Source organism: Rhodoferax sp. (genome assembly GCF_037143375.1).
Lineage (GTDB): Bacteria > Pseudomonadota > Gammaproteobacteria > Burkholderiales > Burkholderiaceae_C > Rhodoferax.
The window spans coordinates 1-13,870 of sequence record NZ_JBAWYV010000088.1; the positions used below are offsets into that span (position 1 = coordinate 1).

General features: G+C 60.4%; 12 protein-coding genes and 1 pseudogene. 1 reads left to right on the forward strand and 12 read right to left on the reverse strand.

The window, feature by feature from the left end; genetic code table 11:
- Positions 1-178: 178 nt before the first annotated feature.
- The 10 genes and pseudogenes from WCG50_RS12860 to WCG50_RS12905 all read right to left on the reverse strand — a co-directional run bounded on the left by WCG50_RS12860 (position 179) and on the right by WCG50_RS12905 (position 11,682).
- Entirely contained in the window at positions 179-1,432 is a 1,254-nt protein-coding gene (locus WCG50_RS12860; protein ID WP_336900002.1) for a type II toxin-antitoxin system HipA family toxin, read from the reverse strand.
- On the reverse strand, positions 1,429-1,731 hold the full coding sequence (locus WCG50_RS12865) for a hypothetical protein (RefSeq protein ID WP_336900003.1): 303 nt from the start codon (positions 1,729-1,731) through the stop codon (positions 1,429-1,431). The genes WCG50_RS12860 and WCG50_RS12865 overlap by 4 nt, the downstream gene beginning before the upstream one ends.
- A gap of 71 nt (positions 1,732-1,802) precedes the next feature.
- A pseudogene (locus WCG50_RS12870) lies at positions 1,803-3,753 on the reverse strand (ATP-binding cassette domain-containing protein).
- A gap of 129 nt (positions 3,754-3,882) precedes the next feature.
- Positions 3,883-4,782, reverse strand: a complete 900-nt coding sequence (gene prmB / locus WCG50_RS12875; RefSeq protein WP_336900004.1) for a 50S ribosomal protein L3 N(5)-glutamine methyltransferase — start codon at positions 4,780-4,782, stop codon at positions 3,883-3,885.
- Positions 4,779-5,954: a succinyl-diaminopimelate desuccinylase gene (gene dapE, locus WCG50_RS12880; RefSeq protein WP_336900005.1), complete on the reverse strand. Its 1,176-nt coding sequence runs from the start codon at positions 5,952-5,954 to the stop codon at positions 4,779-4,781. Before dapE ends, prmB begins: the two co-directional genes overlap by 4 nt.
- Positions 5,954-7,117 carry a PilT/PilU family type 4a pilus ATPase gene (locus tag WCG50_RS12885; protein ID WP_336900006.1) on the reverse strand — a complete coding sequence of 388 codons (1,164 nt, stop codon included), beginning with the start codon at positions 7,115-7,117 and terminating at the stop codon, positions 5,954-5,956. Before WCG50_RS12885 ends, dapE begins: the two co-directional genes overlap by 1 nt.
- 44 nt (positions 7,118-7,161) lie before the next feature.
- Complete coding sequence (gene dapD, locus WCG50_RS12890) at positions 7,162-7,986, reverse strand: 2,3,4,5-tetrahydropyridine-2,6-dicarboxylate N-succinyltransferase (RefSeq protein WP_336900007.1); 825 nt, start codon at positions 7,984-7,986, stop codon at positions 7,162-7,164.
- Between the two features lie 37 nt (positions 7,987-8,023).
- On the reverse strand, positions 8,024-9,244 hold the full coding sequence (gene dapC, locus WCG50_RS12895) for a succinyldiaminopimelate transaminase (RefSeq protein WP_336900008.1): 1,221 nt from the start codon (positions 9,242-9,244) through the stop codon (positions 8,024-8,026).
- Between the two features lie 56 nt (positions 9,245-9,300).
- On the reverse strand, positions 9,301-10,098 hold the full coding sequence (gene murI, locus WCG50_RS12900; protein WP_336900009.1) for a glutamate racemase: 798 nt from the start codon (positions 10,096-10,098) through the stop codon (positions 9,301-9,303).
- A 33-nt stretch (positions 10,099-10,131) separates the two neighbouring features.
- Entirely contained in the window at positions 10,132-11,682 is a 1,551-nt protein-coding gene (locus tag WCG50_RS12905) for a fumarate hydratase (protein ID WP_336900010.1), read from the reverse strand.
- Positions 11,683-11,788: 106 nt separating this feature from the next.
- Here WCG50_RS12905 and nhaA point away from each other — a divergent pair, with 106 nt between their 5' ends.
- Positions 11,789-12,964, forward strand: coding sequence for a Na+/H+ antiporter NhaA (gene nhaA, locus WCG50_RS12910; RefSeq protein WP_336900011.1), 1,176 nt, complete (start codon positions 11,789-11,791; stop codon positions 12,962-12,964).
- Positions 12,965-12,993: 29 nt separating this feature from the next.
- Here nhaA and WCG50_RS12915 read toward each other — a convergent pair whose 3' ends face one another.
- Together WCG50_RS12915 and WCG50_RS12920 are read right to left on the reverse strand one after the other, a co-directional pair.
- Positions 12,994-13,455 (reverse strand): cytochrome c, encoded by a 462-nt coding sequence (locus WCG50_RS12915; protein WP_336900012.1) that lies wholly within the window; start codon positions 13,453-13,455, stop codon positions 12,994-12,996.
- A 4-nt stretch (positions 13,456-13,459) separates the two neighbouring features.
- Positions 13,460-13,870 (reverse strand): YqhA family protein (locus tag WCG50_RS12920; RefSeq protein WP_336900013.1); only part of this gene is annotated, 411 nt, incomplete at its 5' end.

Sequence of the window (13,870 nt, forward strand, 5' to 3'; positions counted from 1 at the left end):
TTTTGAACAACAACAACCATGTTCACATTGATGTGCTGGAAGTGATGCAGGAAGAGGTGCCCGACCACCGCGACCGCTCTTTCCGCCCCCTGGAGAATGCGCCAGCGGCGGTGTAACTGACTCTTTTGACCCGTTAAAAAGCCCGCTGCTGCGGGCTTTTTAACGACTGGACAAGTTTTTATTCAAACTTTTTATCTATGGCCGCAAGTGCCTTCTGAATTAGCGAAGCTGATTTTGCTGTGACGTCCCACTTCTTCGCCAATGTGGGCCATTGTGAGACCGCGCATCGAACCTCACTGACGATCGACACAGCCGTTTTGATGTGATGCTTGCGGCCGATTTTCAAGATGTGTTCGAGAGCGGGGTTTCCTTGTCCATGGATAGCCGTTGTGTGCTCCCCACCCATGCCGGTGCTAAAGGTGAGGTCGAAAGCGGGCGATAAGCGCCAACCCGCTTGATTGTCTTGGAGAAAGGCGAAATTTTTAACATGATCGTCTTTGTTGTGGGCCAGTACGTTAAAAACCATCAAACGGTAGGCTCGTTCAACTTCGGTTTGGTCTTGCGTGATGCCTCTGACGGTCGCCAGAACCGCGTCGTAGTCCATGCAGGGGAGCCGAAAGTTGGCATAGAGCAGCCCCGCCAATGACAGCGTATGGCGTTTGCCGCTGCGGCCAAATCGGTCAAACCGCTCAACCGCAAAGTAGTCTTCACGCTCGTGGTTTTGTTCCACCGTAATCAGGTCAGTTCGCGGCATCAGAACACCCGCCAAGCCAGCCATTTCAGCGTAGGCACGCTCGATTCGCCCCATGTCCTTGGGGTCTTCCCGGGATCGAAACTTGACAATCCAGTGTGAGTAGCCTTCGGGCAAGGTTTGAAATCCTGACAGGTATTTTGACGATGCATCACTGCGAGCAACTGTCACCTTGGGCCTGGCGCCACCCGGTGAGCCGCCCTGGATTTTCAGTTGTTGAAGGACGTCGTCGACGTTGCCCTGAAGGACCGCTTCAGCCGACTTGGCCAGTGCACCCAAGTCAAGCTCATCGGTGATCGGTTCTTGCCCATAGATGGGCGCGTATTCAAGCGCGCCCATGGCCCTTGAACCGATGTAGGCCAGTCGATCCAGAGGGGTGATTTGATGAGGTTCCCAATCGAATCGGCGTTTGAATTCGCGATCCATCAGCAGCAAGCCCCAGCCATCCGGCAAAGAGTCAGAAAAGGCGCCGTGCAGGCCACCGAACTCATCCCCTTTTGCTAGCTGCGCTTTGGCTTCGAACGCCATGGTCTTGGGGGCCAGATTGAAGCCTGAGGCCATCCAGCCTGGGTCGTATTCAAACCAGATTTTTTTATCACTACTTTGGGCCAGCACCCCCACGCGAAGCCCGCCCAGTTCGACCTTGAGTTGCGTTGTATGTGGCGCGGTTGACTTGCTCACAGGTGGCCCCGTTTTCTCGTTTTGGCGGTGACTTCAGCCATTGAGTTAAGCGGTTTGGGTGCAAACAGCGATTCCAAACCCTCCACCATGTCGAGAGCCAGAGCAATATGGAGCAAGGCTGCAGTGCCGATTTGGCCGGTCAGCTCGAATCGCTTGATGGTTGGTTCAGGGATGCCTGATTTCATGGCGAGCGTCTTTCTGGTCCAGCCAAGCACCAGCCGCGCTGTTTTCGCCCGCTCCCCTAGTTCTTCCAGAATATCCGACGGCGACTTGAATAGTATGGATAGCATGTTGTCCATTATATGGACGATATGCAACTAACGGATATTGGGATATCTGTAAATAAAATTCTGTATTGAATCAGTTCCGCTTAAGCCGCTTCCATCTTGCCCGACACCGTGAGCCACTGCTCTTCCAGCGTTTGCAGTTCGTCGTTGACGAGTTTCAGGCCCTTGCCAAACTCGGCAATGTCGTGCGCATGCACGGCCTTGTTCAGGTGGCCCTCTAACGCTGCGCCTTCGCCGTTGAGCACGGTCATGCGGGCCTCAATCACTTCGAGCTCTCGCTTGAGGCCGGTGGAATTGACCTTGACTTTGACTTTGGGGGCGGCAGCCGCCTCCAGTTGGGCTTTGCGTTCGGCCTTGGCGGCGGCGTTGTTGGCTTCCTTGATGGCTTCGCGCTGGCGCTTGGCTTCATCCAGCAGGTAGCGCTGGTAGTCGTCCAGATCGCCGTCAAACGGCTCGACGCCACCGCGCGACACCATCCAGAATTCGTCGCACACGGCGCGAAGCAGTGCCCGGTCGTGGCTGACCAGCATGACGGTGCCTTCAAACTCGTTGAGGGCCATGGCCAGCGCTTCTCGGGTGGCCAAATCGAGGTGATTGGTAGGCTCATCGAGCAGCAGCAGGTTGGGGCGCTGCCAGACGATCATGCACAGCACCAGACGGGCTTTTTCACCGCCGCTCATGCTGCCCACGGCCTGCTTGACCATGTCGCCGCCAAAGTTGAAGGTGCCCAAAAAGCTGCGCAGGTCTTGCTCGCGGGTCTGCTGACCGGCGATTTTTCCGGCAGCAGTCATTTCACGCACCAGGCGGATCATGTGCTCCAGCGGGGAGTCGGCGGGGCGCAACACGTCGAGTTCTTGCTGGGCAAAGTAGCCGATGTTGAGGCCCTTGCCTTCGGTGACTTCGCCGCCAATGGCCTGCAAATCACGCGCGATGGTTTTGACCAGTGTGGATTTACCCTGGCCGTTGGCGCCCAAAATGCCGATACGCTGACCCGCCAACACCGACTTGCTGACGTTGTTGACAATGATGGTGGGCGGCGTGCCTTCGGGTGAGCCTTCCGGCGCGGGGTAGCCAAAGCTGACGCCGGACATGGACAGCATCGGGTTGGGCAGGTTGGCGGGTTCCTTGAACTCGAAGGTGAAGTCGGCTTCGGCCAGCAGCGGGGCCACTTTTTCCATGCGGTCGAGTGCCTTGACCCGGCTTTGCGCCTGCTTGGCTTTGCTGGCCTGGGCCTTGAAGCGGGCAATGAACTTTTGCAGGTGGGCGATTTTGTCTTGCTGTTTGGAGAAGGCGTTTTGTTGCAGCGTCATCTGCTCGGCGCGCATGTCTTCAAACTTGCTGTAATTGCCGCCGTAGCGCACCAGCTTGCCCATATCAATGTGCATCGTGACGTTGGTCACCGCGTCCAAAAACTCCCGGTCATGGCTGATGACGACCATGGTGCCTTCGTATTTTTTGAGCCAGGCTTCGAGCCACACCAGCGCGTCCAAGTCCAAGTGATTGGTCGGCTCGTCGAGCAGCAGCAGGTCGGACGGGCACATCAGCGCGCGCGCCAGTTGCAGGCGCATGCGCCAGCCGCCGGAGAAACTGTTGACCGGGTTGGTGAGTTCGGTAGTTTTAAAAACCCAAGCCCAAAATCAGCGCCTGGGCACGGGCCGGGGCGTCGTGGGCGCCCGCGTCTTGCAGCGCCATGTAGGCGTGGGCCATGCGGTCGTAGTCGTCGGTGGCCTCGGAGGCGGTCACTTCGTTTTGCGCAGCCAGCAGGTTGACGTCGCCGTCGACTACAAAGTCGGTGGCCGATTGATCGGTCTCAGGCATGTCCTGCGCGACCTGGCCCATGCGCCATTGGCTGGGGATGAAGTACTCGCCACCATCTTCATGCAGCGTGCCATTGAGCAGGGCAAACAAGGACGATTTGCCGGCGCCATTGCGGCCGACCAGACCGACTTTTTCACCCGGGTTGATGGTGACAGTGGCACCGTCAAGCAGCACTTTGGCGCCACGGCGCAGGATGACATTTTTAAGAGTAATCACGGGAATCGTTTCAGTTGGGATGACATGTCGCAATGACATGCCGGATCGGATCTGGCAGTCATTGTGGGGCGCAGGTTGGTCTGGGTAGCGGAGTTAATCCGCCATGACCGACCCGGGAATACCCTGATTTTAGGCTATCAGGGCGGCACGGGTCAGCAGCAAGACTTGTTCCTCGCCGGCACTGGTCTCCAACCAGATGGGTTGCAAGGTGGGGAAGGCCGCTTCGAAGTGGGCTTGCTCGTTGCCAATCTCCAGCACCAGCACGGCTTTTTCGGTCATGTACTGTGGGGCATCCTTCAGTAATTGGCGGATGAAGTCCATGCCGTCGCTGCCACCGAGGGCGTTGCCGCTGAGCGCCAGTGCCGGTTCGGCGTGGTACTCGGCGGGCAGGGCGGCCATGCTTTGGGCGTTGACGTAAGGCGGGTTGCACACGATCAGGTCGTAGGGGCCGTTGACGCCGGTCAGTCCATTGGCGGTCAGCAGCGTGATTCGATCCTGCAATCCGTGTTTGTCCACGTTGATGCGCGCGACGGCCAGCGCCTCGGGTGAGATGTCCGAGGCATCCACCGTCACATCCGGGTAGGCCATGGCGGCGAGCACGGCCAGGCTGCCGTTGCCGGTGCAGAGGTCGAGCACACGCTGGGTAGAGGCGCTGAGCCAGTAATCAATGCCACCGCTCACGAGCAGTTCGGCGATCAGCGAGCGTGGCACGATGCTGCGTTCATCGATATAAAACGGCACGCCTTGCAACCAGGCTTCTTGGGTGAGGTAAGCGGCGGGTTTGCGGGATGTGATGCGCGCTATTAAAAGAGTAGCTACTTGTGCTTGCTGCTCGGGGGTTACAGGCTGATTGGCTATAAGGTTTAGGTCGTCGGTGGCGTCGTCCAGCGGGGTGTCGAGTGGCAGGCCGAGTTGCCATAACACCAGCCAGGCGGCTTCGTCGAAGGCGTTGGTGGTGCCGTGGCCAAACGCAACTTTCGCATCGGTGAGTTGCTGGGCGCTGGCTTCAATAAGTTCAAGAAGGGTCATGGGGTCAGGCGCGCGTTCAGGTTTTCCAGCACACGCCGGTAGATGTTTTTGAGGGGTTCGATGTCGGCCACGTTCAGGTGTTCGTCGATCTTGTGGATGGTGGCGTTGGGGGGGCCGAGCTCGATCACCTGAGGGCAAATCTTGGCAATGAAGCGGCCGTCGCTGGTGCCGCCAGTGGTGGAAAGCACGGTGTCAAGGCCGGTCTCGGTCTTGATGGCGGCCACCACGGCATCGACCAGCGTGCCCGGGGTGGTGAGAAAGGGCAGGCCGCCGATGGTCCAGCTCAGGTCAAAGTCCAGACCGTGCTTGAGCAAGACCGCTTGCAGGCGGTTTTGCAGCGCTTCGGGCGTGGACTCTGTGCAAAAGCGGAAGTTGAAATCAACCACGACCTCGCCCGGGATGACATTGCTGGCGCCAGTGCCGCCGTGGATGTTGCTGACCTGCCACGAGGTCGGAGGGAAGAAGGCGTTGCCCTGGTCCCACTCAATAGCGACGAGTTCAGCCAAGGCGGGCGCCAACTGGTGAATCGGGTTTTTGGCCAGGTGCGGATAAGCGATGTGGCCTTGCACGCCTTTGACCGTGAGCTTGCCGCTCATGGTGCCGCGACGGCCGTTTTTGATCATGTCGCCGGTGCGCTCCAGCGAGGTGGGTTCGCCGACGATGCAGTAATCGAGCCGTTCGCCGCGCTGTTTTAGCAGGTCGCAGACGATGACGGTGCCGTCATTGGCCGGGCCTTCTTCGTCGCTGGTGATCAGGAAGCCGATCGACAAGGCGGTGTCGGGCTGCGCTGCCACAAACTCTTCGACCGCCACCACAAACGCGGCCAATGAGGCCTTCATGTCACTCACACCGCGGCCATACAACTTGCCGTCTTTGTGGGTGGGCGTGAAGGGGTCGCTCTGCCACTGGTCGAGCGGGCCGGTGGGGACGACATCGGTGTGGCCGGCAAATACTATCAATTCAGTAGCTGCTTGTGCAGGTACGACGGGGGTTGCAGCCCGTTTTGCCCATAAGTTGGTGACGCGGAAGTGGTCCGGGCCGCTGACGAGGGTCTCGATCACAAAGCCGAGCGGTGCAAGGCGGGCAGCCAGGATGGCCTGGCAACCGGCGTCGTCTGGGGTGTTGGAGGGGCGTGAGATCAGTTGCTCGGTCAGGTGCAGGGTGCGGTTCATCAGTGGGTGACGTCCAGCGTGATTTCGGTGAACGAGGGGGTGTCATCCGGGTCTTCGGCCAGCTCGACTGGTTTGGCGCGGGCGTTGAAGTCGTTTTGCAGGCGCCACATCAGGTTGGTGGGCGAGTCGGAGTTGGCGAGGCCTTCCTTGCGGTCGACCGTGCCTTCAAGCACCAGCCGGGCAATGTCTTGCTCGAAGGTCTGGCCGCCTTCGGCCATGGATTTTTCCATGGCTTCTTTGACGCCAATGAAGTCGCCTTTGGTGATCATCTCGGACACCAGGGTGGTGTTGAGCATGATCTCCACCGCGGGGGTGCGCCCGCCGGTGGTGGTGCGCAGCAGGCGCTGCGACACGATGGCCTTGGTGGCAGCGGCCAGGTCACCCAGCATGGTGGGGCGGACCTCAACCGGGTAAAAACTCAAAATGCGGTTGAGCGCGTGGTAGCTGTTGTTGGCGTGCAGCGTGGCCAGGCACAGGTGGCCGGACTGGGCGTAGGAGATGGCGGCTGACATGGTTTCGCGGTCGCGGATTTCGCCAATCATGATCACATCCGGGGCTTGGCGCAGGGCGTTTTTGAGGGCCACTTGGGTTGATTGCGTGTCGCTGCCGACCTCGCGCTGGTTGACCACCGAGCGCTTGTTTTTAAACAGGAATTCAATCGGGTCTTCAATCGCCAGGATGTGGCCGGTGGCATTCTCATTGCGGTGGTCGAGCATGGCGGCCAGCGTGGTGCTTTTGCCAGCGCCGGTGGCGCCCACCATCAGGATCAGGCCGCGCTTTTCCATCACCAGGTCCGCCAGGTTCATGGGCACCGAGAGCGTGGCCAGCGGCGGGATGTCCATCGAGATGAATCGAATGACCACGGCGATGGAGCCGCGCTGGCGCATGGCGCTGATGCGAAACCGGCCCACACCCGCCATGCCCCAGCCCATGTTGAGCTCGTTCAATTCTTCGAGCTCTTCAATACGGGCGGGCGGCAGAATCTCGGACAGCAGATTGAGTGGGGCATCTGGTGGCAGCACCTGGCTGTTGATGGGCACGCATTGGCCGTTGATGCGGATCAGGGCCGGGGAATGGGCTGACAGATAAACGTCGGAGGCTTTTTTCTCGCTCATCAAGCGAAGAATCCGCTCCATCGTGCCCGGTACGTTGCTGGTTGCCATCGTTGCGCCCCTGTGGTCAGTGAAGGTGTGGTTTGAGAAAAATCTCAGTCGCGCAGCAGGTCATTGAGGCTGGTTTTGGCGCGGGTTTGCGCGTCCACCGTTTTAACGATGATGGCCGCATACAGGCTGTATTTGCCACCGTCTTTGGGCAGCGTACCGCTGATGACGACCGAGCCGCTGGGCACGCGGCCGTAGCTCACGGTGTCGGTGGCGCGGTTGTAAATAGGGGTGCTTTGGCCGATGTAGACGCCCATGGAGAGCACCGAGTTTTCTTCGACGATGACGCCTTCGACCACTTCGGAGCGGGCGCCGATGAAGCAGTTGTCTTCGATGATGGTGGGGTTGGCCTGCATGGGCTCCAGCACGCCGCCAATGCCAACGCCGCCGCTCAGGTGCACGTTTTTGCCGATCTGGGCGCAAGAGCCCACCGCCGCCCAGGTGTCGACCATGGTGCCTTCGTCGACATAAGCGCCGATGTTGACAAACGAGGGCATCAAAATCACGCCCTTGGCCAGGTAGCTGCCGCGGCGCGCCACGGCGGGGGGCACCACGCGAATGCCGGTGGCTTTCATGCCGGCTTCGGTCATGCCAGAAAATTTGGTCGGTACTTTGTCATAAAAGCCCAACTCACCGGCTTTCATGAGTTCGTTATCTTTCAGGCGAAAGCTCAGCAGCACGGCTTTTTTGATCCACTGGTGCACGGTCCACTGGCCCACGGCCTCGCGGGTGGCGACGCGCAGGTGGCCCGAGTTGAGTTGGGCAATGACGTGCTCGACGGCGTCCAGCAGTTCCGGGGTGGCATTGGCCATGGAGATGTTGGCGCGGTCTTCCCAGGCGGTGTCGAGGATGGTTTGGAGTTGTTGGGTCATGGAGAAGTCTCTTGAAGATTTATAAAAAGGGTCAGAGTCAGGCTCTGGATTGAACAAACTGGACGATGCGCTGGGCCGCTTCAACGCATTCTGCAGTCTCGGCCACCAAGGCCATGCGAATGCGGCCTTCGCCGGGGTTGGCGCCTAGCGCTTCGCGGGCCAAATACGAGCCCGGCAACACGGTGACATTGTATTGAGCGTACAGGTCGCGGGCAAAGTCGACGTCATTGCCCTTGATTTTGGCCCACAGGTAAAAGCCGGCGTCGGGCAGCGCCACATCCAGCACCCCGGTCAGCAAGGGCGTGACTTGTGCAAACTTGGCGCGGTACTGGTTGCGGTTGTCGACGACGTGCGCCTCATCGCGCCAGGCGGCGATGCTGGCGGCTTGCACCACCGGGCTCATGGCGCTGCCGTGGTAGGTGCGGTAGAGCAAAAAGGGTTTGATGAGGGCGGCGTCGCCCGCCACAAAACCGCTGCGCATGCCCGGCACATTGCTGCGCTTTGACAGGCTGGTGAAGGAGATCAGGTTCTTGAAGTCAGTGCGGCCCAGTTTGACGGCGGCTTCCATGCCTCCGAGGGGCGGCTCGTCGCGGAAGTAAATCTCGCTGTAGCACTCGTCGGAGGCAATCACAAAGCCGTAGCGGTCGCTCAGGTCAAAGAGCTTCTTCCACTCGCTCAAGGGCATCACGGCGCCGGTCGGGTTGCCGGGTGAGCAGGTGATGAGCAACTGGGTGCGGGCCCACACGGACTCAGGCACGCTGTCCCAGTCCTGTGCAAAATTGCGCGCCGGGTCGCTCGGCACAAAGTAAGGCTGGGCGCCGGCCAGCAGCGCCGCGCCTTCGTAGATTTGGTAGAACGGGTTGGGGCAGACCACGATCGGCGCCTGGTCGGCCGGGCTGCCAGCGGGCGCGGGTTTCACGATGGTTTGCGTCAGGGCAAACAGGGCTTCGCGCGAGCCGTTGACGGGCAAGACCTGGGTGGTGGGGTTCACGTCCAGCGCGTAGCGGGTTTTGAGCCAGGCAACAAAAGCGTCGCGCAGCTTGGGCTCGCCAGCGGTGGCCGGGTAGCTGGAGAGGCCGCTGGGGGTGCTGGTGATCGACGCGATCATCGCCTGCTGGATGAAGGCAGGCGTGGCGTGCTTGGGCTCGCCCATGCCCAGACTGATGGCGCGCAAGGCCGGGTCGGGGGTGACGGTGGCAAACAGTTCGCGCAACCGCTCGAAGGGGTAGGGGTGAAGGTGGGAGAGCAGGGGATTCATGGGGGGAGATTATCCCTTGTCAAAGCGCACCATGCCGAGCGCATTTCAATCGCCGTTTACAGGGTGAGGGCCGTGGCAGGGATGTCTAGTTTGAGCCAGCGATGTGCGGCGAGTTGCAGGTTTTTGGGGTCGCCGGTGCTGAGCAGCACGCACTCGCCCGCTTGGTCGCTGGTGGCCAGACTCGCCAGCATGCGGCGCGTTTGGCGGGCCACGGGTTCGCCGTTGTCGATCAGCTGCACCTCGGGCCCCACGGCGTTGGCCAGAATGTCGCGCACGAACGGGTAGTGCGTGCAGCCCAGCACCAGTGTGTCGACTTGGCCTTTATTTATGCCAAATTGACCTATAGCCCCCGTATAGTCTGCGCAGAGTGCTCTTATTTTAGGAGTGTCGTCGTGTTCGATGGCATCGGCTAGGCCATCACAGGGTTGGCAAATAAAGTCGGCTTGCCCGGCCAGTGATTCGAGCAGGGCGCGAAATTTGGCGCTGGCCAGCGTGCCGCGGGTGGCCATGACGCCGATACGTTTGGTTTGGCTCTGTAGCACGGCTGGTTTGAGGGCCGGCTCGACACCGATGATCGGCAAGCCAGGGTGCTCCTGGCGCAGCCAGTGGATGGCGGCGGCGGTGGCGGTGTTGCAGGCAATGACCAGCGCCGAGATCTGGTGCTGGGCCCGCAAATGCCCGGTGATGAGGCGTGAGCGCTGGAGCACATGCGACGCCTCGCGCTCGCCATAAGGCGCGTGGCCACTGTCGGCCACATAGACAAAGTCTTCAAAGGGCAGCTCGGCGCGCAAGGCTTTGAGCACGCTCAAGCCGCCAATGCCGCTGTCAAACACCCCGATGGGGCGTTTGAGCAAGGGCGGCGCTGACCTCAAAGGGCGTCCTGCCGCTTACTGGCCGGCGACGGTGATGCCTTTGAACTCGCCGGTGGCGATGCGTTTTTGCCACTCGGCCGGGCCGGTGATGTGGGCACTGGTGCCGCCTGAATCAACCGCCACGGTCACGGGCATATCGACCACGTCAAACTCGTAAATGGCTTCCATGCCGAGGTCGGCAAAGCCCACCACTTGAGCGTGCTTGATGGCTTTGCTGACCAGGTAGGCGGCGCCGCCGACGGCCATCAGGTAGGCACTCTTGTGCTTTTTGATGGCTTCAATGGCAACCGGACCGCGTTCGGCCTTGCCGACCATCGAGATCAGTCCGGTTTGGGCCAGCATCATCTCGGTGAAATCGTCCATGCGGGTGGCGGTGGTGGGACCGGCAGGGCCGACGGCTTCGCCCTTGATCGGGTCGACCGGGCCAACGTAGTAAATGACGCGGTTGGTGAAGTCGACCGGCAGCTTCTCGCCTTTGGCCAACATGGTCTGAATGCGCTTGTGGGCGGCATCGCGGCCGGTGAGCATCTTGCCATTGAGCAACAAGGTGTCGCCCGGTTTCCAGCTCGCCACTTCTTCTTTGGTGAGGGTGTTGAGGTCGACCTTCTTGCTCTTGACGTAGTCAGGCGTCCACTGCACATCGGGCCACAGGTCGAGCGAGGGCGGGTCGAGGTAGACCGGGCCGCTGCCGTCCATCACAAAGTGGGCGTGGCGAGTGGCTGCGCAGTTGGGGATCATTGCAATCGGCTTGCTGGCGGCGTGCGTCGGGTACATCTTGATTTTGACGTCGAGCACGGTGGTGAGGCCGCCCAAACCTTGCGCGCCAATGCCGAGGGCGTTGACTTTTTCGAACAACTCAAGGCGCAGGGCTTCGGTTTTGGTCAGCTCAGCGCCGCTGGCGGCTTTGGCTTGCAGCTCGTACATATCCAGGTCGTCCATCAGGCTTTCTTTGGCCATCAACACCGCTTTTTCGGCGGTGCCGCCAATGCCGATGCCGAGCATGCCGGGTGGGCACCAGCCCGCGCCCATGGTCGGCACGGTTTTGAGCACCCAGTCAACCACCGAGTCGCCGGGGTTGAGCATGTACATCTTGCTTTTGTTCTCGGAGCCGCCGCCTTTGGCCGCCACCGTCACTTCGAGGGTGTTGCCGGGCACGATCTCGCTGAAGATCACCGCCGGGGTGTTATCTTTGGTGTTCTTGCGGTCAAACTGCGGATCGGCCACGACCGAGGCGCGCAGCGTGTTGTCGGGGTGGTTGTAGGCGCGGCGCACGCCTTCGTTGATGGCGTCGTCCAGGCTACCGGTGAAGCCTTCCCAGCGAATGTCCATGCCGACCTTGAGGAACACGTTGACGATGCCGGTGTCCTGGCAAATCGGGCGGTGGCCGGTGGCGCTCATTTTGCTGTTGGTCAAAATTTGCGCGATGGCGTCTTTGGCGGCCGGGCTTTGTTCACGCTCGTAGGCGCGGGCCAGGTGGGCGATGTAGTCGGCCGGGTGGTAGTAGCTGATGTACTGCAGGGCGGCGGCAACGGATTCGATCAGGTCGGCTTGGCGGATGTTAGTCATGGTGGCGTGATACCTCAGGGGTTCGGGGGATTGACTGAAGGGTGACAATGGCTGCGAGTTTAACCAACGCCACCTAACGGGGGCTGACGATCCAGCACCGCCTTCGATGATCAAATTTATTCGCCGCAACGTCTCGCATTTCATTCATTCGCAATCCATCGGCGGGGTGCTGCTGGCCGTGGCGGCGCTGTTGGCTTTAATCATCAGCAATTCGCCGTGGCAGGGCGCGTACCAGCAGTTTTTGCAAATTCCGGGCGGGCTGCAGCTGGGGGCCAACTGGCTGCATTTGACCAAGCCACTGCTGATTTGGGTCAATGATTTGTGGATGGCGGTGTTCTTTTTTGTGGTGGGGCTGGAGATTAAGCGCGAGCTGCTGGAAGGCGAGTTGGCCTCGCCCGCGCAAGCCTTGCTGCCCGCAGGCGCGGCGCTGGGCGGCATGGTGCTGCCTGCCCTGATTTATGCCGCTGTCAATGTAGGCAACCCGGTGGCCTTGCGCGGCTGGGGCATTCCGATGGCTACTGATATTGCATTTGCGCTCGGCATTCTGGTGCTGCTCGGGAGCCGGGTGCCAGCCTCGCTCAAGGTCTTTTTGACGGCGGTGGCCATCATTGACGACCTGGGCGCGATTTTGGTGATTGCTTTTTTCTACACCGCCGAGTTGTCGCCCACCATGCTGATGGCGGCTGGCGCCGGGGTGCTGGTGTTGTGGGCGTTGAACCGGCTGCGGGTGATGGCGATTGCGCCGTACGTAATGGTGGGACTGGTGATCTGGTTTTTTGTGCTGAAGTCGGGCATTCATCCGACGCTGGCTGGCGTGGCGACCGCGCTGGCCATCCCGTTGTCGAACGGCAAAGGTGGCTCGCCCCTCAAAAAAGCCGAGCATGCCTTACACCCGTGGGTGGCTTTTTTGATTTTGCCGATGTTTGCCTTTGTCAACGCGGGCGTGTCGCTGCACGGCGTGACGCTGGCCACGCTGACGCAAACGGTGCCGCTGGGCATTGTGGCGGGACTGGTACTGGGCAAGGCGTGTGGTGTTTTTGGTGCCTCGTGGTTGCTGATTCGTTTCAGCAGCGCTTCAGTGCCAGCGGGCAGCAGTTGGTCTCAGTTTTTTGGCGTGTGCGTGCTGTGCGGGGTGGGTTTCACCATGAGCCTGTTCATAGGCTCGCTGGCGTTTGAAGGTTTGGACGCGGCCTACGAAACCCAGGTCAAGCTCGGGGTGCTGACCGGCTCGCTGCTGAGCGCGTTGCTGGCGACCGTGCTGCTGTCCCTGCGCCCGCGCTGAGCCCGGTTTTCGTCAGCACCGCTTGGTTGTTAACTGTCGTTGCGAAACGCGTTGTGGCATGACTTGCAGCTTTTTTGCACGTCATTCACCGCCGGGCGGATGACCGCGATGTCGCCGCCTTGTGCCGCCTTGACCAAGGCGCCGACCGTGGCCAGGTAGTTGTCCTGGGCGGTTTTGAATTCGCCAGACTTGCTCCAGACGTCGCCCTTGGCATGGGTCGGTGGGTAGTTGCTGTCGGCGGTGAACAGGGGCCAGGGCTGCGTGGAGATTTTTTCCAGCTCCAGCGCGCTGGCCAGAAACTCGCGTTTGTTGTAGTCCTGGCGCTCGCGCGCCACCAGGCCCATGGGCTCCAGCGTGCGCGTGAATTGCTTGAAGATGGCGTTGCGCTTGGTGACGGGTTTGTCAGGGTGGGTGTCTTTGGCCTCGTTGCAGGCCGTCAAGGTCAGCGCGGCGGTGAGCGCCAGAAGGGAGAGTGCAAAAGGGTGGGACATGAATTTAATGACTTTCGTTTTGGGTGCGCGACATCAGTCGGTCGGTGTACGCGATGGCCATGGCGGAGAGTAAAAAGGTGATGTGAATGGCCGTTTGGGCAATCAGGACTTTTTCAGAGTAATTGTCGGCATTGATGAAGGTTTTGAGCAGGTGAATGGAGCTGATGCCGATGATGGCCGTGGCCAGTTTGACCTTGAGCACCGAGGCGTTCACGTGGCTGAGCCATTCTGGCTCATCGGGGTGGCCTTCAATGTTCATGCGGCTGACAAAGGTGTCGTAGCCACCCAGAATCACCATGATTAATAAATTGGAGATCATGACGACGTCAATCAGGGCCAGCACCACCAGCATGATGATGGTCTCGTTGAGCGCCACCGTGGGCCCCATTTCCTTGTAGCCAATGCTGGTGACCAG

Excerpts from the sequence above, each read along its gene's own strand:
- dapE (WP_336900005.1), bottom strand. The coding sequence starts at position 5,954 with ATGAACCGCACCCTGCACCTGACCGAGCAACTGATCTCACGCCCCTCC.
- dapD (WP_336900007.1), bottom strand. The coding sequence starts at position 7,986 with ATGACCCAACAACTCCAAACCATCCTCGACACCGCCTGGGAAGACCGC.
- WCG50_RS12885 (WP_336900006.1), bottom strand. The coding sequence starts at position 7,117 with ATGGCAACCAGCAACGTACCGGGCACGATGGAGCGGATTCTTCGCTTG.
- WCG50_RS12915 (WP_336900012.1), bottom strand. The coding sequence starts at position 13,455 with ATGTCCCACCCTTTTGCACTCTCCCTTCTGGCGCTCACCGCCGCGCTG.
- prmB (WP_336900004.1), bottom strand. The coding sequence starts at position 4,782 with ATGACCCTTCTTGAACTTATTGAAGCCAGCGCCCAGCAACTCACCGAT.
- nhaA (WP_336900011.1), top strand. The coding sequence starts at position 11,789 with ATGATCAAATTTATTCGCCGCAACGTCTCGCATTTCATTCATTCGCAA.
- dapC (WP_336900008.1), bottom strand. The coding sequence starts at position 9,244 with ATGAATCCCCTGCTCTCCCACCTTCACCCCTACCCCTTCGAGCGGTTG.
- WCG50_RS12905 (WP_336900010.1), bottom strand. The coding sequence starts at position 11,682 with ATGACTAACATCCGCCAAGCCGACCTGATCGAATCCGTTGCCGCCGCC.
- WCG50_RS12865 (WP_336900003.1), bottom strand. The coding sequence starts at position 1,731 with ATGGACAACATGCTATCCATACTATTCAAGTCGCCGTCGGATATTCTG.